Origin of the sequence: Leptolyngbya sp. GGD (assembly GCF_026735145.1) — a bacterium.
Taxonomy (GTDB): domain Bacteria; phylum Cyanobacteriota; class Cyanobacteriia; order Leptolyngbyales; family Leptolyngbyaceae; genus Leptolyngbya; species Leptolyngbya boryana.
Window position 1 is genome coordinate 365,250 of record NZ_JAPQKE010000003.1, and the last position, 19,751, is coordinate 385,000.

A 19,751-nucleotide genomic window follows, 5' to 3' on the forward strand; every position below is an offset into this window, starting at 1 on the left:
CTCTAGCCTCCTTGGATAATCAGTCGATTCACGCCTCGACTGACGAGAAATCGCCCTAATCCGATGAGCACAACAATCCAAACGGTCTGATGAAGCAAAACATTGAGCAGTGCTTCGGGCGGTAGATTGCCTGTAAACAGGCGAAAGGGCTTATCGAGCAAACCAGAAAAGGGCAGAATTGCCAAAATGGGCTTGAACCAATCTGGAAACAAGGGCAATGGCACAATCATGCCCGACAAGATGGTGACTAAAGTTGGAGCCATTTGATTCAGTCCCTCTCCAGAAAGTGTCCACATCATTGAAACGGTCAGCAGCATGGTGAGAGCCGCAGAAAGTAGAATTGCTCCCATGAAAGTCAGCAAGAAAGCACCCAAAGATGCAACCGAAGGAGGCGGAGCTAATGCCCATTCAGCCAGTCCAATTTGCGGGAATAGCACCATTGTCAGGATGAGTAAAGGCAAGGCACGCAGTACGATCGGAGCGGTTCGCATGGCTAAAGCACGAGTTAGCCAGAAGTTATATAAATCTGTCGGGCGCAGCAAATCATATCCGACTGCTCCAGAGCGAATCAGTTCTTGAATTTCGCGATCGCCCGACCAAGGCACGATCGCAAACAGAAAAGCTTGTCCGAGCCAGATATATCCCAATGTTTCTTGCAACGTGATCGGTTGAGCGGTCGTCGATTGCTGAAAAAAAGCTTCTAGTACCATGACTTTCAGCAATCCCCAGAAAAACTGAGTGCCAATTCCTGCCAAAGCTGCGGCGCGATATTGTAGTAAGAGCGAAAATCGCGCAACAAAGAGCGATCGATAAGCATTCATCTTGCACCTCCATACAGTTCAGCAACAATTTCCTCGATCGGCGGATTCTCAACAAACAAATCCTCAACCTCATAGCGCTCTGTGATTTTCTGAATCAAAGTCGCAGCAGAGATTTGCAACGGATCAAAAGCGAGTGTGATCGTATGACCTTCTTGATTTAAAACACTGACTCCTGAAGCTTCAAATTGAAACTGATCGGTTTTGAGATCAATCTTGAGATAGCGACGTGATGAAACTTGCGATCGCAGTTTTGCCAGCGACCCATCACAGAGAATCTCACCATTGCCGATGATGATGACGCGATCGCAGAGGGCTTCAATATCATCCATGTCATGAGTTGTGAGAATGGTCGTCACTTGATGCCCTTGATTCAGGGATTTGATAAATTTCCGTACTGATAATTTTGAAACTGCATCGAGTCCGATCGTTGGTTCATCGAGAAAGAGAATATCTGGTCGATGCAACATGGCAGCCGCAAAATCACAGCGCATTCTTTGTCCTAAACTCAATTGCCGCACGGGAGTATTCAGCAGGCTTTCTAAGTTCAAGAGCTCGATCATTTCTGCGCAGGTCGATCGATAAACCGATTCAGGCACTCGATAAATATCTCGCAGCAGTTCAAACGATTCGATCACGGGCAAATCCCACCAAAGCTGAGTGCGCTGACCAAAGACAACGCCAATCCGCCCCACGTGCTGAATGCGATCTTTCCAAGGAGTCCGTCCTCCAATCAAACAAGTGCCACCCGAAGGCACGAGAATGCCGCTCAAAATCTTAATCGTGGTCGATTTGCCCGCGCCATTTGGACCGATGTATCCCACGAGTTCTCCTGGCTCAACCGAGAACGAAATGCCTTTTAAGGCTTGAACTGCTTTCGTTTTTCGATCGAACAGTCCCCGCACCGATCCCCAGAGTCCAGATGTTCGTTCAGATAAGTAAAAGGTCTTGCTGAGGTCTTTGACAACGATATGAGACATAAAGTCCAGCTAAAGACAGCAGAGAAATCATAAATCCTCTCTTATTCTGATGAGTGCAGTATTACAAATCCGCTATGAACCCACAGATTGAAGTTTTGTCTGATGTCCCTGCTTTAGTCGATCGTGCTCTCGAACTTGTTTTAGAGAAATTAAAAAGCGCGATCGCCGAACGGAATATTGCAACGATCGCACTTGCAGGCGGCAGCACGCCCAAACCACTCTACGAAAAACTCGCTCAACAAGACTTGCCTTGGGAAAAATTGCACGTCTTTTGGGGCGATGAACGCTATGTTCCTGCCGATCATCCGGATAGTAATCAACGTATGGCAAGACTGGCATGGCTCAATCACGTCCCGATTCCGGCGGAAAATATTCATCCGATGCAGATGGATGCGATTGATCCCACGATCGCAGCCGATCGCCACGAAGCAGAAGTCAAAAAATTCTTCAACTCAAAACCGGGAGAATTCCCTGCATTTGATGTGATTTTGCTTGGTATTGGCGATGATGCTCATACGGCTTCTCTGTTTCCGCATACTCAGGCGTTACAGGTCTGCGATCGCCTCATCACCGTGGGCAACAAAGACGGCAATCCTCGCATTACGTTCACAGTGCCGCTGATCAACGCCGCCCGCACCGTCATTTTCATGGTCGCAGGTTCAAACAAACACCACGCACTCACTCAGATTTTCGCCGATCAAGCTGATACGGATACTTATCCAGCGCGGCTGATTCAGCCTCAAGGAGAATTGTGGTGGTTATTGGATCAATCCACGAATTTCAGTAAAGAAAACTGAATATTGGAAGACTTGGGTTTACAATCGGCTTCATCGATTAGGAGTTGAATTGTATCAATGAGCAACCTGATTTCCTCAAACCGTCTGAAACTTGGACGCGCTTTATCCCTCGCTGCCGTCACTCTCACGGTTGGAATTCTGGCGGCTGCCTGCCAAGAATCCGCCCCGCCCACATCTCAAGGTCAAGGAGCAACGTCTGGAAATTCTACCCCTGCTAAAGGTCTCAAGATTGGTTCACTCCTACCTTCAACGGGGGATCTTGCGTCTGTCGGACAGCAAATGGTCGCTTCAGTGCCGATGCTGGTTGATACGGTCAATGCCTGTGGGGGTGTGAATGGTGAGCCGATGACGCTCGTGAGTGTCGATGATCAAACTGATCCCGCCGCAGGTGCAGAAGGGATGACCCGCCTTGCTGAGAAAGAGAGAGTTGCAGGCGTTGTCGGATCGTTTGCCAGTAGTGTTTCGACTGCCGCTTTACCGATCGCGGTTCGCAATAAAGTCGTCTTGATTTCACCAGGAAGTACTAGCCCTGTCTTTACCCAAGCTGCCAAAGAAGGCAAATATCAAGGCTATTGGGCAAGAACGGCTCCCCCTGATACCTACCAAGCTCAGGCATTAGCCAGACTGGCAGCCGAGCGCAAATTGGATACGGCAGGCACGATCGTGATTAATAACGATTATGGCGTTGGCTTTGAGCAGGAATTTGTTAAAGCGTTTGAATCGCAAGGCGGCAAAGTGCTGAACAAAGCAAGACCCACTCGCTATGATCCGAAAGCAACAACGGTTGAAACCGAAGCTGCTGCTGCCTTTGCCGGGAATCCGAAAGCTGTCGCCGCTGTTCTCTATGCGGATACAGGAAGCTTGATTGTCAAATCGGCGTATGAGCAGGGTAAACGATCGCAGTTTCTCTTGACGGATGGCGTTTATTCTCAAGATTTTGTGGATAAAGTTGGCAAAGGGCAAGACGGAAAATCGATTTTGACTGGGGCGTTAGGAACGGTTCCAGGGGCAAGTGGCAAGAGTTTAGATGCGTTTACAAAATTGTGGGAAGAGAAGCAGAAGCGCCCGTTAGTTGCGTATGCGGCTCATGCTTGGGATGCAGCAGCGATTCTAGCTTTAGCGGCACAGGCAGCGAAGTCGAATAGCGGTGAAGCGATGAAAGATAAACTCCGCGAAGTCACGAATGCCCCTGGAGAAGAAGTGACTGACGTTTGTAAAGGTCTGGCATTGCTGAAAGAGGGCAAAGATATCAATTACCAGGGTGCAAGTGGTGATGTCGATATCGATGCAGCAGGCGATGTGGTTGGCTCTTACGATGTTTGGACAGTCAAGGATGATGGGAAATTGGCAACGATCGGGAAAGTGAAACCGTAGTGTCAAGAGTGGGGAGTGGGGAGTAGAGTGTGTATTTCCCCATCTCCCTATCTCCCCATCTCCCTGTAAGATCAGAGCAGTGTCGTTCTGAACCTTGAAATTATGACTGCTCAAGCATCTTCTTCAATTTATGATTTCTCAGCGAATAGCTTAGAAGGTCAGCCCGTTTCACTCAGCACGTTCAAAGATAAAGTATTGCTGATCGTGAATACTGCAAGTCAATGTGGATTTACGCCACAGTATCAAGGCTTACAATCGATTTACAATAAGTTTGAGAATCAAGGATTTGCAGTTTTAGGATTTCCCTGTAATCAATTCGGGCAACAAGAACCCGGAACCGCGAGTGAGATTCAATCCTTCTGTGAAACTCGCTTTGGGGTAACATTCCCATTGTTTGAAAAAGTCGATGTCAATGGCAGCAATGCTCACCCACTGTTTAAGTATTTGACCAAATCTGCACCGGGCATTTTTGGAACTGAAGGAATCAAGTGGAACTTCACGAAATTCTTAGTCGATCGCTCTGGTAAGGTCGTCAAGCGTTATCCGTCTACAACCAAACCAGAAGAAATCGAAAAAGATATTCAAGCGCTGCTCTAAGCTGGATCGTGTTCTACTGACAGTAAGGGCGACTGTAGCTTAACGGTGGCTCCAGAGCGTGTTCAGCGAGTAAATCAGGATCGCTCATGACTTTCTCAGTCGAGCCATCATAAACGACTCGCCCTTGACTCAAAACGATCGTGCGCTTACACAGTCCCAACGCCAAATCTAAGTCATGCGTTGCAATTAACTGCGTCAGAGGCAAGCTATCGAGCAATTCGCACAGTTAGATCCGCGATCGCGGATCTAACTGTGCGGACGGTTCATCAAGCACCATAACTCATGTTATGGTGCTTGAAAATAAAGTGCCTGTCCGAACAAAAGAATCGCGATCATAATTCTGAGTGCCAGAATATTAAGTTCCTAAAAACTCGACTCCTGCGCCGATGAGCGACTTCGCAGCTTTGAGAATTGCTGCTTGAGACGACGAATCCCCAGAGGCAAAAATCCCCAGAGTGGGCAGAACGCAAATGGCACTGGAATTGCAGTAAAGCGAGTAATCGTACCATCTCGCTGCCCTGCCAAGAGCGAACCAGTACCATCCAAAGTAAGTCCTTCAATCTCTCCTGTTCCCAATGGGATAAGTGTTTGCTGCAAAACACCAGCCCCGTTAAATCGCTGTACAGAAGTGGCGGTTGATACTAAGACATCCCCTGTACTGTCAATAACGACATCAATCACTCCAGGTAAGCCTGAGACCAATGTTGATTGAAACACCCCGGCACTGTCGTATCGTGTGATTGAGTCAGATCCTCGGTTTGCAACAAGAACCTCTCCAGTCGCACTATTGATTGCTATTCCAAGTGGATTGCTTAGATTCGATGTGGTAAACGTGCCTAGGAAAGTTCCTGTGCTGCTGAATCTACCGATAGAAGGGGCAGAGTAACTTGAAACCAACACATTTCCACTGCTCTCGATCGCGATACCCCCAGGCTCATTGAATGGAGTACTTCCTAGTAGCACTCCACTACTGTTGTAACGCTGCAACTCATTAGCATTAAAGTTAGCAGCGAAAATTGTACCCGTGCTGTCTGCTGCAATTCCCCAAGGACCGTTCAAATTTGTTCCAAATTGGGACAGCAAGCCTCCGCTGCTGTTGTAGCGTCGAATCCAACCGCCATCATAACTTGTTGCAAGTATTTCACCAGTGCTTGTCAGTGCTAGATCACTGGTGGGCACTCCAGTGTTTGCAAAGAATACTCCAGTTGGATTGTAGGACAACGCCACTGCTGCTTTTGATGGGCTAAGGCTCAGCGTAGCTGTAAGCGCTACAGTGCCTAATCCAAGTCTGCATGACCTGAATGATGCTCGCTTTTTCGTGTTCGAGGATCGAATTATTCTACTCATTTGAATTGTCATCACAGAATCACCGACTTGAATCAATGGCTGCCCTATTCAAGCGGTTGTTGCGATTTTATTTCTTCCGCATTTTTTCGTGAAAAAATCGGATATGCACTTTCGTCGTAGCTATATTGGCGTAGCCTCAATATTCAGTCAGTGAGATGCAGTACTGGACTCAGCAAAAAGCTTTGCAGTCGAAATCGAAAAATCTAGCCAAAGGTCTTATTTAAGATCCTCTAGCTGGCAGTAAGGGCGACTATAGCTTAAAGGTGGCTCTAGTGCATGTTGAGCAAGCAGGTCAGGATCACTCATGACTTTCTCAGTTGAACCATCGTAAACCACTCGACCCTTACTGAGTACGATCGTGCGCTTACACAGCTCCAACGCCAAATCTAAATCATGCGTCGCAATCAACTGTGTCAGAGGCAAGCTATCGAGCAATTCGATCAGTTGTCTTCGCGATCGTGGATCTAACTGTGCCGAAGGTTCATCTAACACGAGAACTTGCGGCTGCATCGCAAGCACACCCGCGATCGCGACTCGCTTTTTCTCCCCGCCTGATAAACCATTCGCGCTTCTCGACCCAAACAGCTCCGGATCAAGTCCCACACAGTTCATCGCGGCGGTTGCTCGATCGATTAATTCCTGCCCGTGAATCTCTTGATTTAGAGGTCCAAAGGTCACATCTTCCCAAACCGTTGGCATGAATAGCTGATCATCTGGATTCTGAAACACAATGCCAACAAAATTGCGAATCTGCTTAAGATACTGAGGCTCAACCGGAAGCTCACCCACAATGACCTGTCCCACTTGCGGTGTGATCAATCCATTAAAGTGCATTAAGAGCGTCGATTTGCCTGAACCATTTGCCCCCACAAGCGCAACTCGCTCAGTCGCACCAATTGAAATCGTAATTCCATTCAGTGCGCGATTGCCATCTGGATAGCAGTAGGAAAGGTTATAGATTTCAATCGGATTATGGTGCATGAAAAGTAATTGCTTGTCCGAACAAAAGAACCGAGATCATAATTGTGAGTGCTAGAATATCGCCCCTACCTCCGGACTGAGTTTCTGCCAGTGGAGGAAGACCTTGATATCCTCTCGCGAGCATCGCTTGATGGACTCGTTCTCCTCGCTCATAGGTGCGAATGAACAGCGAGCCAAACATATTGCCAACGATGATGCGTTGGCGCTTGGGATTTCCCATTAAATTGCGCGATCGTGCTGCTTTCTGCATCGAATGAAACTCATCGATCAGCACTGCAATATAGCGATACATGGATGCGAGAATTGCGACAAGCAACGGTGGCATTTTCAGTGCAGTTAATGCATGAAGCAATGCTGGAACCGAGGTCGTTAGAATTAAAGTATTCAATATCAGTAATGATAAGAACGCTTTAAGTGAGACACTCCCTAAAACGGTTAAGCCTTCAGTTGTAATTTGTATCCAACCCCATCGAAATAGGGTGTGCCCGCCGTCTCGAAACAAGGTTCCGAGCAGAACCACACCAATAAAAACAAATTCAACGGCAACGCGCCTGAATAAGACCCATAATCGAACACGACTCAAAAGCATAATCAGCCCGACTGCACCTGCATAAACTGCCCAAGTCAGCCAGCGACCATTGGGGGTAAGCGCGATCGCAAAGACTAAAAGTAAGGTGCACAGTAACCGCGACTTTGGAGTCAACCGATGCCAAAGCGTTTGATTTTTTTCAGCTTCCACAAGGTGCATTGCACCCAGGTGTAACAGGATCATTGAGATCTCCTAGACAAGTGTGGATCTCTGTTGAAAATAGTTAGAATCGCCCCCTAAGTTCCCAGAGTCAGGAATTTTAGGAGGCTAAAGGTCATGAGAACGCAGCAATTACTTCTCGCCTAGCGATCGCGAATCAAAACCTTCCCTGCACCCCATGCCAATCCAAATGTCACTAATGTTCCAATCAATCCCGCCGCAGGAGTCGAAATTTGTTCTGGAACTCCTCGCAACTGATACTCTTCAAACATTTGATAAAACGGCAACTTATGCGCGATCGGCTCCTCTGCTGCCTTTTGCTCAAACCCTTGATCCTGAGCAACGCGATCGAGTCCATCCGGATCAGAACTCGCAAACGGCGACAAAAGCACTGCAACCAACAGCGCAACTCCCAATCCCGAAATCACAAACGCTCGATTTCGAGTCTGTGAAACTTGAGTCATACTACCCCCTAAATTACCGTGAAGAATAAGAACGATCCGGTTCCAAAGCTCCCAATCTTGGCGCTTTATAAATCAAATCTGGACGAGTCTTAAAAATATAGCTCACAGCAATCACCGTAATGATCGCTTCCCCGATTCCAATCATGACATGCCAAAATGTCATCGCTGATAATGCAACTGGTAACGGAACTGTTCCAGAAATTGCAAGCTGAACTGCACAGATGATTGCAGCCACAACCACACTTGTCCAACTCGCGATCGCGCTTCCGGTCAAAACCCCTTTCAAGGAATCTCTCCCCATCATGTAGCGAATGGTGCGGTAAAGGTAATACCCGCCAAATGTTCCAATCAACCCCATATTGAAGATATTTGCGCCGAGTGCAGTCACCCCGCCATCTTGAAACAGAAACGCCTGTACGATAAACACGACCGACATCACGAGCGATCCCGCCCAAGGACCCAGTAACACACCCGCTAATGTTCCACCGAGCAAGTGTCCTGAAGTGCCGCCTGGAATCGGGAAATTAATCATCTGAGCTGCAAAAATAAAAGCAGCGCAAACGCCCATCAAAGGCACAGCCCGCTCTTGATAATCTGCTTGAACTTGTTTAAGACTAATAGCAATTAACGCGAATGCACACACCCAAGTTATTAACGTAATCGGTAAATTCAGAAAGCCATCTGGAATATGCAGGGCAAGCTGAGTCGAAACAAAAACCATATTTGCCTATCTCCAATACGACATTCTCGGATGAGAAGAAATGCTTAGGACAAACTTTGTGGAGGTCGGGGATGAACCCTCAGTAAAATTGACCTATCTCTGAGAATTCAATCCCCTCTAGGAGGATGACAGGCGGAATTTAAGCGAGACTTAAGAATTCAACAACTTTCTTGAATCTTCCTCTAGACAAAGTGCACGATCACGCGCTAAGATACGCGATTGTGAGTTTTGCAAGCCCTTTATGAACGCGCAAGAAATCATCCGCTCAATTGAAGCGGAACAAATAAAAGACAATCTCCCAACGATTTACATTGGGGATACGGTTCGCGTCGGCGTAATCATTCAAGAGGGCGATAAGGAACGGACGCAGCCGTATGAAGGCGTTGTGATCGCAAAAGGTAGTGCAGGTCTTACCCAGAGCATCACTGTACGTCGGGTTTTCCAAGGCGTAGGTGTGGAACGGGTCTTCCTGGTTCACTCCCCACGAATTGAAAGCATCAAAATCATGCGTCGGGCGAAAGTGCGTCGGGCTAAGTTGTACTATCTGCGCGATCGCGTTGGTAAGGCGACCCGCTTGAAGCAGCGTTTCGATCGTCCCTTGGTCTAGTAGTTAAAGTGCACTCGGTTTTTTTAGCTAGAATGCACAACACCTGGTAGACTAGATAAAGAACGCAATTCAGAGTCGTTCAGCATATGCGCTCTTAGTTCAGTTGGTAGAACGCAGGTCTCCAAAACCTGATGTCGGGGGTTCAAGTCCTCCAGGGCGCGCTGAATTACTCTGATTTTGCATGTAATAGGATTTTTTCGGTAGTGTGCCGCGATCGACAAAAATCATTATCATAAAAGTTCGGTCGAACAATGGAGCAGAGCAGTGGCAAAGAAAGGCGAGTCAGCTTTGGAGCAAAAATCAGGATTTAATCCGAACGAGTTCGCAAAAGAAACGAAGGAAGAACTCGACAAAGTTGTGTGGCCTAGCCGTCAGCAACTGATTGGAGAATCGCTTTCTGTGATTTTGATGGTCACGCTCTCTGCTAGCTTGATTTACTTTGTTGATCAGTTCTTTCATTGGGCACAAGTGAGAGTATTCGGATGACATTTACCTCAGACGAAACGCAGTACGACGATCGCTCCGAAGAAAACTTGGAGGCAGAGCTAGCCAAAGGTGCTCGATGGTATGCTGTCCAGGTCGCATCAGGCTGTGAAAAGCGCGTCAAAATGAATTTAGAGCAACGGATCGAGACGCTCGATGTTGTGAACCGGATTTTGGAAGTTCAAATTCCTGAAACGCCCATTCTCAAGCACCAAAAAGACGGACGAGCCAAGGAATCGGCTGAGAAAGTTTTCCCAGGCTATGTCCTCGTCAAAATGGTGATGGATGACGAAACGTGGCAGGTAATTAAGAACACCCCCAACGTGATTAACTTCGTCGGCGCGGAGCAAAAACGGCGCTACGGACGAGGCAGAGGTCACGTCAAACCAATGCCATTGGGGCATGGAGAAGTGGAACGCATCTTCAAACAGTCCCAAGAGCAGGAGCCTGTCAGAAAAATTGACATGGCGATGGGCGATAAGATTACGGTGCTTTCAGGTCCATTTAAAGACTTTGAAGGCGAAGTCATCGAACTCAGCCCTGAGCGGAACAAGCTCAAAGCACTTCTATCTATCTTTGGGCGTGAAACCCCGGTAGAACTAGAAGTGAACCAAGTGCAGAAAATTTAATCGGCTTTCAGAAAGTCAAGATCGATGGCAAAAAAAGTAACCGCAGTGATCAAGCTGGCGATCAACGCTGGCAAGGCGAATCCTGCACCCCCGATCGGACCTGCACTGGGTCAGCACGGGGTCAATATCATGATGTTCTGCAAGGAATACAACGCGAGAACTGCTGACCAAGCAGGGATGGTTGTACCGGTAGAAATCTCTGTTTACGAAGACCGTAGCTTCACGTTCATTCTCAAAACGCCTCCTGCCTCGAAGCTGATTGCAAAAGCAGCCGGAATCGAAACAGGCTCAGGCGAACCGAACAAAAAGAAAGTGGGCAAGATTACTCAAGCTCAACTCGAAGATATCGCGAAGACCAAAATGCCTGACCTCAATGCAAACGACATTGAAGCAGCTAAGAAAATCATCGCTGGAACCGCTCGTAACATGGGCGTAACCATCACCGACTAGTTCAATTTTTCGGGGGAGAGATCTTCTCGCCATTTACCCCAGGAGACACATGGTAAAGAAACTATCAAAGCGCACCAGAGAACTGCGTGCAAAGGTTCAAGACAAGGCTTATGCGCCGCTTGAAGCCTTGCAATTGCTCAAAGAAACAGCAACTGCGAAATTTCCTGAATCGGCTGAGGCGCATATTCGTCTCGGTATCGATCCCAAGTACACCGACCAACAGTTAAGAACCACCGTTGCACTGCCGAAAGGAACGGGTCAAGAAATCCGAGTCGCGGTCATTGCTCGTGGTGAAAAAGTAACGGAAGCAACGAACGCAGGCGCGGATATTGCAGGTTCTGAAGAACTGATCGATGAAATCCAGAAAGGACGGATGGACTTCGATCTGCTGATTGCAACTCCCGACGTGATGCCTCAAGTTGCAAAACTTGGCCGTGTGCTAGGTCCACGTGGTTTGATGCCTTCGCCGAAAGGTGGTACGGTGACCTTTGATCTGCCGCAAGCGATCGCTGAATTCAAAGCAGGTAAGCTTGAATTCCGGGCAGATCGGACTGGGATCGTCCACGTTCTATTTGGTAAAGCAGGCTTTTCCGCAGAAGATTTGTTGACGAACCTGAAAGCCCTGCAAGAAACGATCGATCGAAATCGTCCTGCTGGTGCAAAAGGACGCTATTGGCGTACAATGTACGTGTCGTCAACGATGGGTCCGTCCATTGAGGTCGATATCAACGCACTGCGTGACCTCAAGGTTGGAGACGCTGCTTAGACAAAAGTTTTTCAACTGAATATCCAAACCAAAGACAGCAGGTGGTTAAAGCCTTAATGTCCTGCCGAGGTTTGATTTTTCCAGACACTTTCGAGTGTTCTTTAGAAATCATGCGAACTCGGCTTTCTCTTAAAGTCGAGTTTTTTGTTTTTGGATATTCTCATTCGTCCCAAACCAGGAGGTGAGAAAGAGTGGGAAGAACGTTAGCAAACAAGAAAGAGATTGTTGCAGGTCTGAAAGAAACGCTCAGCGAATCACAGTTGATGTTCATCATTAACTACAGTGGTTTGACTGTTGCGGAGATTTCGGATTTACGGAATCGTTTGCGTCCGAAAGGTGCGATTTGTCAGGTGACAAAGAACACGTTTATGGAGAAAGCGACCGAAGGTGACGATCGCTGGCAAGCGGTGAGCGAATTACTGAAAGGTGATTCCGCGTTTGTGATGGTCAAGGACGACCTTGGTGGTGCGATCAAAGCATATCAAGAGTTCCAAAAGGCATCCAAAAAGACCGAGATGCGCGGCGGTGTGATGGATGGCAAAGTTCTCAAAGAAGCGGATCTTAAAGCGATTGCAGATCTACCTTCTAAGGAACAGCTCATTGCACAGATTGCTGGTGCTATCAACGGTGTCGCAACCAAGCTGGCAGTGGGTATCAACGAAGTACCGTCTGGTTTGGCAAGAGCGATCAAACAGGTGTCCGAAAAAGAAGCAGCGTAGTAATCTGCTTGGCAAATTTCAATTGATTTAGGAGTTAGTCCATGTCTGCTGTAACTGATGAAATTGTAGAGAAGTTGAAAGGTTTGACCCTGCTCGAAGCTTCTGAGCTGGTTAAACAAATCGAAGAAGTTTTTGGTGTAAGTGCTGCTGCTCCCGCAGGTGGCATGATGATGATGGCTCCGGGTGCTGGCGGCGGTGCTGCGGCTGAAGAAGTCGAAGAGAAGACCGAATTTGATGCAGTCTTGGAAGAAGTTCCTGCTGATAAGAAGATCGCCGTTCTCAAAGTTGTTCGCGGTATCACTGGCTTGGGTCTGAAGGAAGCAAAAGACCTCGTAGAAGCTGCGCCGAAAGCAATCAAAGAAGGTGTTGCTAAGGCTGAGGCTGAAGACATCAAGAAACAAATCGAAGAAGCTGGCGGTAAAGTGACGGTTAAATAGTCACTCGTTCGATTCTGATGATTTTGGGAGTCTCTTGCGAGAGGCTCCTTTTTTGTTGGTTGTGATTTCTTGTGGAGTGATTGGAAATCGATAGATGCAAAATGCTACTGCTTTGAAAGTTTGGATAGATATTTGTTTAAGAAGGCAGTGCTACATCTGAAGCGCTTTAATACTTCGGGTAAATCGCGTCGTCGGATTGCAATAAGAGTCCGAATCGCTTTTGTTTGTTCAGATTTGACCGTCATTTGACGAACTCGATCGAGACGTTTCTGGTAATCCTGTTTTGCGATTTCGTCGAGAGAGACATCATTTTGAAAATAGTTTTCTAGATAGTTCAGACCTTCGCTGATATCAGGCTGATTTTGGTTCAGATCGGCTTCAAAATCTGTCCAAAATGCAGCAGTTTCTCTGGTTTGGCTGGCCGCGATGCGATCGTAGGTAAATTGAGTGAGATATTTGTAAAACTTCTCGATATCGACTCCAAAAAAGCCAGTATCGACACGAGCATTGGCAAAAGCCGTGAAGATCAAGCCAAATGTAATTGCTTTGGTTACGAGATCTGCGTTGACGGTTGGTTTAGTGGGAATTGAATAGAGAAGCCAGAAAACGGTTGCAGGTAGAGCTAAATTCACCAAAATCCACCACCAAAAGGCGATCGTGCTGAGTGGTTTGAAGAAGGGAAGAGATTGACACTTATTCAGTAGTTTTTTGATGGAGATGGGGAGATTGATTAGTCCAGTCAGGAGCGCGATCGCGATGTACGGTTCCCAAGATTGCAGCCAATTCATCGATTCAATGCCTCGGATGGACTGGCTGTGATAATCGGGTGCAGGAAGAAATAGCCTGTTGAGGTTAAAGCGAGTGGAATCTGTGGATCGAGTTGCTGTGCTTTCTTGCGTTGGGGAAATAGCATCGAGATAAAACTACTGGTAGCGCGATCGATGTATCCGCGTTTCCAGAGATTTTGGATAATACTCGATACCTGATTGATAGGGAGTCCAACTACATAGACTAAATCTTCGATCGAGGTCGGATGGTGTTCGATCGCTTTGAGGATTTTGATTTCGGTTTGCTCGACTGTGGCGATCGTGCGTTGCAGAGAATTGAGGTAAGGCTGAGTGTTTGCTGTCTGCTTGGATTTTGTTCGCTTGAGCAGATTTTTAGCTGTTTTGATGGGATCTGTCGATTGCAGAATGGGGAATGCGAGAGCGTCCCAAGTTAGAGTTGCCTCACTGGTCGGTGAATCGAAAAATCCTTTGGCACGTTCTTGGGTTTGGTAGGACTGTGCGAGGCGATCGTATTCTGAGTCGTAAATAGATTTGAGTTCGGAATCTTGATCGAGAAGTTGCCGGATTTGATTTACAGCGGATTGAGGTTGACGGCTGGCGAGGTCGCTAATGCTTTGTAGCGTGGGTTGCAGGGTTTCCAAGCGAGAGGGGTCTAGCTGAAGGAGTGCCAGAGAAAAGGCTTGAAAGGTAAAAGCATCGAAGGCATTAGCGATCGTCATAGTCCAGTATGGGTAAAGGCTGCCCAGTAATAAGGATCGCGATACGGCGGGTCTGTTTCGTCTATTTTACATTCAATGCTTTGAATACAACTCCGAAGATATTCTTGAGCGCCGGGATCGCTTTCAGTGTAAGGGAGCAGGTCTTTGAGCCATTGGGCGAGTGTGGCATTTGAGCAGATGCGGAGCCAGTTTTGGGCGGATCGAAGTGCGATCGCGCTTTCTTGACCCGATTGCCAAAATTGATAGAACCGGATCATCAGATAGGCGTTTGAGGCTTCTTCGACTGTCCAAAGGGTGCTGATGATGTGTGAAACTCCGGCTTGGAGAAAGGCGCTGGTTAAGCCGACGTATTCGGTATCGATCGATTGAGTCCCATTTAGCGCAGTTTCGCAAGCGGAGAGGCTGACGAGATGATAGTTTTTCAGATCTAAACTACTGATTTCCTTGGCTGTGAGCGTGTCTGAGTTTTTGAGTGCGAGTTCGGAGTTTTCAGGTTTGCGATCGTTATAGTTGGCGTGTCCTGTGAAATGAAAGATGCCGTGATGTGTTTTGAGAGCGGATTCGACGGTTGCGCGATCGCTCTTTTCTGGTGGAATCGAGAAGGCGTTTGGGGCGAACATTGCTTTCAAAATCACTGATTCGAGTTGGGCGAAAGGCATTGAATTGCCGCGATCGGGATCTTCAACATTGAGAAGGAAAGAAGTGCGATCGCTGGATCTCGATTTTAGATTTAAGCCAATTTGGATGCTAGGAAGATAACTGATGGTCAAACTTTCTGAGAATAGAGCGTGAAGGGGAAAACGATGCAAATCTCGATGGGGCAGGAGAATGAGGTTTTGAATGTTTGGGAGGTGAGATTCGATCGTCTGAATTTGTAGAAGTTCTTTTAGCTTTATTAGTTGGGTTGATAAGGTTTTGTGCCAAGGATGATCGGATTGATTGGCTTTTTTGGTTCGATAGTCGTTGTATTGAGTGTTCCAGGATTTGATCCAGGATTGGAGCTTTTGAGAGCGATCGTAGGGAAGCAGATTTTCTAAAACGATCGGGTCTTCTGAAGTTGGGGTAAGGATAAAGGTGGTGAGGGACTCATCGCTGAAATGCCAGTAAACGATCGCGGTTTGCGGGTTGAGCAGTTGGCGGATTTCAGCATAGCTTAGGCTGATGACTTGTTCTTTCCATTCGTCGAGAATCCAGGTGAGGCAGCGATTTTTGTAGCGCTCTGCGGTTTCGAGAGCGACGATAGTTTCGCCTTGAGCTAGTAGGCGATCGATAGCAATGCGGCTAAAGCTTGAGAACTTTGTTTCAAGATTGCGCTTTTGTAATGGTGTCGATTGGGCATTAAGCAATTGCCGAAAAACTTCTAATCCTTTGATACGCCATTGATCAGCAGTTTCGGAATCGCCTAAGCCAATATAAGTTGTAATAAGGTTTTGAATGAGTTCTAAATAGAACCTCGGAAATGATTCTAACGTCTGTCTTGCAGTGTTATAAACAGTGACTGCTTGACTGTAGTAGATTTTGCTAGTTCGAATATTTTGACTGTTCTGCGCTTGGTAGAAGTAGATGTTACCTTTTCCACGCTGAAGGTTCCCCCATCCTTCAGGGTTAGCTTCCTTTAGAACGCAGGTAAGTCCTTGATCATAGTTCGAGATCGCCTCTTCGTGCCGTCCTAGATTATCAAGTGAAATGCCGCGATTGAACCAAGCTTCGTAAAGGTCAGATTTGATGTCGAGGGCTTTATCAAGGCTTGTGATCGCCTCTTCGTACCGGTCTAGAATATTGAGTGAATTGCCACGACTCGTCCAAGCTGCATAATAATCCGGGTTGATGTCGAGGGCTTTATCAAAGCTTGTGATCGCCTCTTCGTACCGTCCTAGATCATGGAGCGAAATACCGCGACTGTGCCAAGCTGCATAATAATCCGGGTTGATGTCGAGGGCTTTATCAAGGCTTGCCATCGCATCTTCGTACTGATCCAGATTATGGAGTAAAATGCCGCGATTGAACCAAGCTTCGTGAAGGTCAGATTTGATATCGAGGGCTTTGTCAAGACTTGCCATCGCATCTTCATGCCGTCCTAGATTATCAAGTGAGATGCCGCGATTGTGCCAAGCTGCATGAGAATCCGATTCGATGTCGAGGGCTTTATCAAAACTTGCGACCGCCTCTTCGTTCCGTCCTAGATTGTGGAGTGAAATACCGCGATTGTACCAAGTTTGATAATCCGGGTTGATGTCGAGGGCTTTATCAAAGCTTGCGACCGCCTCTTCGTCTCGTCCTAGATTATGGAGTGAATCGCCGCGAATGAGCCAAGCTGTATGATAATCCGGCTTGATGTCGAGTACTTTATCAAAGCTTGCGATTGCATCTTCGTATCGTCCTAGATGATCGAATGCAATGCCACGAATGATCCAAATTTCGGGAAGATCCGGTTTAGTGTTGAGCACTTTGTCATAGCTTGAGATCGCACCCTCAAAATCCCCTGCACGGTAACACTCATTTCCTCGGTTCCACCAAGCCTCCGCTTCATCTTTCGGAGCCTGAGGACACTCTCGCTCCAACCGACCCCCAATCAATCCTGCGACTCGGCACAATTCACCTTCATCCAATCGCCCCAACCTCAACAACCGTTCCCCTAATTCCTGATGCTCTTCCCCACTCTGCAACCGTTCTCCAAATCCACGCAACCATCTCTGCTAACGCTTCCCGCGCCACCCCTCGCTGCTCCAAAAATCCCCGAATCCAGCCGCGATTAAACTCCGATCGTCGTTCCACCTCATCCAGCAAGACAAACAACACCGCTTCATAGTCAACCGAGGAACTTTGAGGCGGCGAATTTTCGACTTCAGCCTTAGAACGATCGCCACTCTTGCGCCAGAAATTCCGAAACATCGATCAGAGCCTTGAAACAATCAGATTTATTCTACAAAGCGAAAAGTAGAGATTGGGGAACTCTAGCGATCGCTTTTATCCTTTGCTGTGATGGATGCACGATCGCGAACCTGATACACTACACAAAGATTTTGATACATATGTATGAGCTTCGACAATCTTTGTAAGCTGCTAGCGGAAAAGCACCCGGAGCGATTTGCAGCTTGGTTACTCGGCGAAGAAGTGACAAGCACGATCGAAGTTCTCAAAACCGAACTGAGCATCGAACCCATTCGAGCAGACTCGGTGACATTTCTGAAAACGAGCGATCGCATTCTTCATCTAGAGTTCCAGACCATTTGGACATCTGATCCGCCTATCCCTTTTCGGTTACTAGATTACTGGGTGCGGCTGTATCGATTGTATCGATCCTCCATTACTCAAATCGTGATTGTGCTGTTGCCGCCGAGTGAAGGAATGACGATCGAAAACTTCTTTGAAGAAGAATCAACTCGCCATGAATTTCAAGTTGTAAAAATGTGGGAGCAAGACCCAGACCCATTTCTACACGATCCAGTTCTGCTGCCTTTTGCTGCTCTGACTCGAACTCAAAATCCAGATCAACTGCTCAATCGCATTGTTCAACAAGTTGCAGAAATTCCTGAAACCGAAGAACGACGCGAGGTTTCGTCGTATGTGCAGCTTATGGCAGGTCTAAAGTACGATAAAGATAGAATCCACCGCCTATTTCGGGAGGACATGATGCGAGAATCCGTAATCTATCAAGAAATCCTTCAAGAAGGCGAAGAACGCGGACTTTTACAAGGGCAACGATCGCTGATTCTCCGTATGCTGGAGCAAAAAATCGGTTTACCCTCGCAACAAGAACGCGATCGCATTTCCACACTCAACTTAGAGCAACTTGGAAACTTAGCGATCGCGCTTCTAAACTTCTCTTCTCAAACCGATTTAGAAGTTTGGCTAGCAGAGCAAAATTAGGTCAACTGCTTCTTCTTCAAAGTATTCTGAAGCAAAATCAGCAATGCGCCAACTGTGATAAAGCCCAATGCGAAAATATGGCTCTTTTGCTGTGCATAGGCAATGAGCAAGAGATTGAGTAAAACTGCGATCGCAGGAACGATCAGCGGAACCTGAAACCCAGAAATGATGGGCTCTCGACGCTTAATCACTAGCAGAGAAAGATTGGTCAGAACAAACATAATGAGAATCAGCGTTGCGGTTGTTCCTGCTAGCAGTTCTCGTGTGCCAGCTAGAGCAATCACAATCACGATCGCTAAAATCACCAAAATTGCTCGATAAGGTGTTGCTCGTTCAGGATGTAATTTACCTGCCCAGGTCGGAATTAAACCCTCGCGAGCCATCCCAAAAACTAATCGCGACGCAGTCACAAAGTTCAGCAATGCTGTATTCATCACAGCAAACAGAGGAATGAATGTGAAAATCAACTTCGGGAAACTTGGCTGAGCGCGAGTGACGACATCAAGCAAAGGCGCTTTTGAGCCAGCTAAATCTGTAGGACTCAGCACATTCACAGCCAGCCAAGCGATCGCAATATAAATGACTCCCGCGATCGCCAAGGACAAAACAATTGCTCTTGGCACATTCCGCTCAGGATTTTTGACCTCTTCAGCGACATTCACAATGTCCTCAAAGCCAATGAACGCATAGAACGCGATCGACGCTCCTCCGATAATTCCTGTCCAGCCTGTTTCAGGTTGAATCGCCACAACTGGAGCCGTTGTTGCTGCACCTCCGAATATATAAATGCTGGCAAGTAGAATCACGATCAAGAGTCCTGAAGTCTCGATCGCGGTACACACCAAGTTCAGTAACGAGGACTCTTTCATGCCTCGAAAATTGACATAGCCCAGTGCTGCAAACAGAAGAATGACCAGAAACCACTCGGGCAATACCGGGATCGAAGCCATTAGATAGCCTGCAAATGCTTTGGAAATCGTTGCCATTGAGACAATACAGGTACAAAACATGACCCAGCCAACTAATGTCGAAAGCCAGTCAATCCGAAAAGCTTGCTGGACAAAATGCGCGACTCCTCCACACTTTGGCAATCGTCCTCCTAACTCGGCATAGCTCAAAGCCGTAAAAGCAGCAACGACGAGGGCAATGATAAATGAAACCCAAACCAGTGAAGCCGAAGGTTTCGTGATATCTCCAATCACGGCGTAAATTCCCGCCCCCAAGATGTCACCGACTCCATATATCACCAAGGCAGGTAGCCCAAACACTCGTTTGAGTGAGGTCGATTCTTCATTCGTTTCCATGTCAACTTTTTTACCTCTAACAAGGGTGGAAATCTATCACTTTCGCGATCGCTCACGGTCTAGCTTAAGGTTTACACGTTGCGATCGTCTCGCGGTATGCAATGATTGCAACACTCGAACGTGTTTAGAAAATGAAGCTTATAGAAGCGATC

General features: G+C 47.3%; 24 protein-coding genes, 1 tRNA gene and 1 other annotated feature. Of the genes, 12 read left to right on the top strand and 13 right to left on the bottom strand.

Annotated elements, in window-relative coordinates; all coding sequences use genetic code 11:
* Positions 1-2 precede the first annotated feature (2 nt).
* Positions 3-821 (bottom strand): ABC transporter permease, encoded by an 819-nt coding sequence (locus OU814_RS16640; protein ID WP_017287845.1) that lies wholly within the window; start codon positions 819-821, stop codon positions 3-5.
* Positions 818-1,798 carry an ABC transporter ATP-binding protein gene (locus tag OU814_RS16645; protein WP_268184421.1) on the bottom strand — a complete coding sequence of 327 codons (981 nt, stop codon included), beginning with the start codon at positions 1,796-1,798 and terminating at the stop codon, positions 818-820. The genes OU814_RS16640 and OU814_RS16645 overlap by 4 nt, the downstream gene beginning before the upstream one ends.
* A 74-nt stretch (positions 1,799-1,872) precedes the next feature.
* Between OU814_RS16645 and pgl the strand changes: the two genes are divergently transcribed.
* The 3 genes from pgl to OU814_RS16660 all read left to right on the top strand — a co-directional run bounded on the left by pgl (position 1,873) and on the right by OU814_RS16660 (position 4,566).
* Positions 1,873-2,595 (top strand): 6-phosphogluconolactonase, encoded by a 723-nt coding sequence (gene pgl / locus OU814_RS16650; protein WP_017287847.1) that lies wholly within the window; start codon positions 1,873-1,875, stop codon positions 2,593-2,595.
* Positions 2,596-2,652: 57 nt separating this feature from the next.
* Entirely contained in the window at positions 2,653-3,969 is a 1,317-nt protein-coding gene (locus OU814_RS16655; protein WP_268184423.1) for an ABC transporter substrate-binding protein, read from the top strand.
* A 102-nt stretch (positions 3,970-4,071) separates the two neighbouring features.
* Complete coding sequence (locus OU814_RS16660; RefSeq protein ID WP_017287849.1) at positions 4,072-4,566, top strand: glutathione peroxidase; 495 nt, start codon at positions 4,072-4,074, stop codon at positions 4,564-4,566.
* A 13-nt stretch (positions 4,567-4,579) separates the two neighbouring features.
* Here the strand turns inward: OU814_RS16660 and OU814_RS16665 are convergent, their stop codons facing one another.
* From OU814_RS16665 to cbiM, 6 genes are all read right to left on the bottom strand, one after another.
* Positions 4,580-4,771 carry a hypothetical protein gene (locus OU814_RS16665; protein WP_268184425.1) on the bottom strand — a complete coding sequence of 64 codons (192 nt, stop codon included), beginning with the start codon at positions 4,769-4,771 and terminating at the stop codon, positions 4,580-4,582.
* Positions 4,772-4,929: 158 nt separating this feature from the next.
* Entirely contained in the window at positions 4,930-5,793 is an 864-nt protein-coding gene (locus OU814_RS16670) for an NHL repeat-containing protein (RefSeq protein WP_268184427.1), read from the bottom strand.
* A gap of 336 nt (positions 5,794-6,129) precedes the next feature.
* On the bottom strand, positions 6,130-6,894 hold the full coding sequence (locus tag OU814_RS16675) for an energy-coupling factor ABC transporter ATP-binding protein (RefSeq protein ID WP_190649808.1): 765 nt from the start codon (positions 6,892-6,894) through the stop codon (positions 6,130-6,132).
* Positions 6,884-7,666, bottom strand: a complete 783-nt coding sequence (gene cbiQ / locus OU814_RS16680) for a cobalt ECF transporter T component CbiQ (RefSeq protein ID WP_017287853.1) — start codon at positions 7,664-7,666, stop codon at positions 6,884-6,886. The genes OU814_RS16675 and cbiQ overlap by 11 nt, the downstream gene beginning before the upstream one ends.
* A gap of 119 nt (positions 7,667-7,785) precedes the next feature.
* The gene (locus tag OU814_RS16685) at positions 7,786-8,106 is read right to left on the bottom strand and encodes a PDGLE domain-containing protein (RefSeq protein ID WP_268184431.1); all 321 of its coding nucleotides are present in this window, start codon (positions 8,104-8,106) and stop codon (positions 7,786-7,788) included.
* A gap of 13 nt (positions 8,107-8,119) precedes the next feature.
* Positions 8,120-8,827 carry a cobalt transporter CbiM gene (gene cbiM, locus OU814_RS16690; RefSeq protein ID WP_190649804.1) on the bottom strand — a complete coding sequence of 236 codons (708 nt, stop codon included), beginning with the start codon at positions 8,825-8,827 and terminating at the stop codon, positions 8,120-8,122.
* Positions 8,828-9,068: 241 nt separating this feature from the next.
* On the opposite strand from cbiM, the gene rplS reads away from it, so the two are divergent.
* The 8 genes from rplS to rplL all read left to right on the top strand — a co-directional run bounded on the left by rplS (position 9,069) and on the right by rplL (position 12,918).
* Complete coding sequence (gene rplS / locus OU814_RS16695; protein ID WP_017287856.1) at positions 9,069-9,434, top strand: 50S ribosomal protein L19; 366 nt, start codon at positions 9,069-9,071, stop codon at positions 9,432-9,434.
* An 88-nt stretch (positions 9,435-9,522) separates the two neighbouring features.
* Positions 9,523-9,595: transfer RNA gene (locus tag OU814_RS16700), tRNA-Trp, on the top strand.
* A gap of 103 nt (positions 9,596-9,698) precedes the next feature.
* The gene (gene secE / locus OU814_RS16705) at positions 9,699-9,920 is read left to right on the top strand and encodes a preprotein translocase subunit SecE (protein WP_017287857.1); all 222 of its coding nucleotides are present in this window, start codon (positions 9,699-9,701) and stop codon (positions 9,918-9,920) included.
* A complete protein-coding gene (nusG, locus tag OU814_RS16710) occupies positions 9,917-10,546 on the top strand; it encodes a transcription termination/antitermination protein NusG (protein ID WP_017287858.1) in 630 nt (209 codons plus the stop codon). The genes secE and nusG overlap by 4 nt, the downstream gene beginning before the upstream one ends.
* Before the next feature lie 24 nt (positions 10,547-10,570).
* Positions 10,571-10,996, top strand: coding sequence for a 50S ribosomal protein L11 (gene rplK / locus OU814_RS16715; protein ID WP_017287859.1), 426 nt, complete (start codon positions 10,571-10,573; stop codon positions 10,994-10,996).
* 49 nt (positions 10,997-11,045) lie between these two features.
* Positions 11,046-11,762 (top strand): 50S ribosomal protein L1, encoded by a 717-nt coding sequence (gene rplA / locus OU814_RS16720; protein ID WP_017287860.1) that lies wholly within the window; start codon positions 11,046-11,048, stop codon positions 11,760-11,762.
* Positions 11,763-11,772: 10 nt separating this feature from the next.
* Positions 11,773-11,918 (top strand) — a sequence feature (ribosomal protein L10 leader region).
* 35 nt (positions 11,919-11,953) lie between these two features.
* The gene (gene rplJ, locus OU814_RS16725; protein ID WP_017287861.1) at positions 11,954-12,481 is read left to right on the top strand and encodes a 50S ribosomal protein L10; all 528 of its coding nucleotides are present in this window, start codon (positions 11,954-11,956) and stop codon (positions 12,479-12,481) included.
* 41 nt (positions 12,482-12,522) lie between these two features.
* Positions 12,523-12,918, top strand: a complete 396-nt coding sequence (gene rplL, locus OU814_RS16730) for a 50S ribosomal protein L7/L12 (RefSeq protein WP_017287862.1) — start codon at positions 12,523-12,525, stop codon at positions 12,916-12,918.
* A gap of 104 nt (positions 12,919-13,022) precedes the next feature.
* Here the strand turns inward: rplL and OU814_RS16735 are convergent, their stop codons facing one another.
* The 4 genes from OU814_RS16735 to OU814_RS16750 are packed head-to-tail and all read right to left on the bottom strand — an operon-like array spanning position 13,023 to position 17,317.
* Entirely contained in the window at positions 13,023-13,706 is a 684-nt protein-coding gene (locus tag OU814_RS16735) for a hypothetical protein (RefSeq protein ID WP_268184435.1), read from the bottom strand.
* Complete coding sequence (locus OU814_RS16740; RefSeq protein ID WP_268184437.1) at positions 13,703-14,425, bottom strand: hypothetical protein; 723 nt, start codon at positions 14,423-14,425, stop codon at positions 13,703-13,705. The genes OU814_RS16735 and OU814_RS16740 overlap by 4 nt, the downstream gene beginning before the upstream one ends.
* Positions 14,422-17,034, bottom strand: coding sequence for a CHAT domain-containing protein (locus tag OU814_RS16745; protein ID WP_268184439.1), 2,613 nt, complete (start codon positions 17,032-17,034; stop codon positions 14,422-14,424). The genes OU814_RS16740 and OU814_RS16745 overlap by 4 nt, the downstream gene beginning before the upstream one ends.
* Entirely contained in the window at positions 17,027-17,317 is a 291-nt protein-coding gene (locus tag OU814_RS16750; RefSeq protein WP_268184441.1) for a hypothetical protein, read from the bottom strand. The genes OU814_RS16745 and OU814_RS16750 overlap by 8 nt, the downstream gene beginning before the upstream one ends.
* A gap of 144 nt (positions 17,318-17,461) precedes the next feature.
* Here OU814_RS16750 and OU814_RS16755 point away from each other — a divergent pair, with 144 nt between their 5' ends.
* Positions 17,462-18,295, top strand: coding sequence for an Rpn family recombination-promoting nuclease/putative transposase (locus tag OU814_RS16755; RefSeq protein ID WP_268184443.1), 834 nt, complete (start codon positions 17,462-17,464; stop codon positions 18,293-18,295).
* Here the strand turns inward: OU814_RS16755 and OU814_RS16760 are convergent.
* Entirely contained in the window at positions 18,292-19,599 is a 1,308-nt protein-coding gene (locus tag OU814_RS16760) for an APC family permease (RefSeq protein ID WP_017287867.1), read from the bottom strand. The genes OU814_RS16755 and OU814_RS16760 overlap by 4 nt on opposite strands.
* Between the last annotated feature and the right edge of the window lie 152 nt (positions 19,600-19,751).

Bases quoted from the DNA above. Each gene is read 5' to 3' on its own strand.
- rplK (WP_017287859.1), top strand. From the start codon at position 10,571: ATGGCAAAAAAAGTAACCGCAGTGATCAAGCTGGCGATCAACGCTGGC.
- OU814_RS16735 (WP_268184435.1), bottom strand. From the start codon at position 13,706: ATGAATTGGCTGCAATCTTGGGAACCGTACATCGCGATCGCGCTCCTG.
- cbiM (WP_190649804.1), bottom strand. From the start codon at position 8,827: ATGGTTTTTGTTTCGACTCAGCTTGCCCTGCATATTCCAGATGGCTTT.
- cbiQ (WP_017287853.1), bottom strand. From the start codon at position 7,666: ATGATCCTGTTACACCTGGGTGCAATGCACCTTGTGGAAGCTGAAAAA.
- rplL (WP_017287862.1), top strand. From the start codon at position 12,523: ATGTCTGCTGTAACTGATGAAATTGTAGAGAAGTTGAAAGGTTTGACC.
- pgl (WP_017287847.1), top strand. From the start codon at position 1,873: ATGAACCCACAGATTGAAGTTTTGTCTGATGTCCCTGCTTTAGTCGAT.
- OU814_RS16685 (WP_268184431.1), bottom strand. From the start codon at position 8,106: ATGACTCAAGTTTCACAGACTCGAAATCGAGCGTTTGTGATTTCGGGA.
- OU814_RS16740 (WP_268184437.1), bottom strand. From the start codon at position 14,425: ATGACGATCGCTAATGCCTTCGATGCTTTTACCTTTCAAGCCTTTTCT.
- OU814_RS16675 (WP_190649808.1), bottom strand. From the start codon at position 6,894: ATGCACCATAATCCGATTGAAATCTATAACCTTTCCTACTGCTATCCA.
- OU814_RS16660 (WP_017287849.1), top strand. From the start codon at position 4,072: ATGACTGCTCAAGCATCTTCTTCAATTTATGATTTCTCAGCGAATAGC.
- OU814_RS16760 (WP_017287867.1), bottom strand. From the start codon at position 19,599: ATGGAAACGAATGAAGAATCGACCTCACTCAAACGAGTGTTTGGGCTA.
- OU814_RS16755 (WP_268184443.1), top strand. From the start codon at position 17,462: ATGAGCTTCGACAATCTTTGTAAGCTGCTAGCGGAAAAGCACCCGGAG.
- OU814_RS16640 (WP_017287845.1), bottom strand. From the start codon at position 821: ATGAATGCTTATCGATCGCTCTTTGTTGCGCGATTTTCGCTCTTACTA.
- rplA (WP_017287860.1), top strand. From the start codon at position 11,046: ATGGTAAAGAAACTATCAAAGCGCACCAGAGAACTGCGTGCAAAGGTT.
- OU814_RS16655 (WP_268184423.1), top strand. From the start codon at position 2,653: ATGAGCAACCTGATTTCCTCAAACCGTCTGAAACTTGGACGCGCTTTA.
- OU814_RS16645 (WP_268184421.1), bottom strand. From the start codon at position 1,798: ATGTCTCATATCGTTGTCAAAGACCTCAGCAAGACCTTTTACTTATCT.
- nusG (WP_017287858.1), top strand. From the start codon at position 9,917: ATGACATTTACCTCAGACGAAACGCAGTACGACGATCGCTCCGAAGAA.
- OU814_RS16750 (WP_268184441.1), bottom strand. From the start codon at position 17,317: ATGTTTCGGAATTTCTGGCGCAAGAGTGGCGATCGTTCTAAGGCTGAA.
- rplS (WP_017287856.1), top strand. From the start codon at position 9,069: ATGAACGCGCAAGAAATCATCCGCTCAATTGAAGCGGAACAAATAAAA.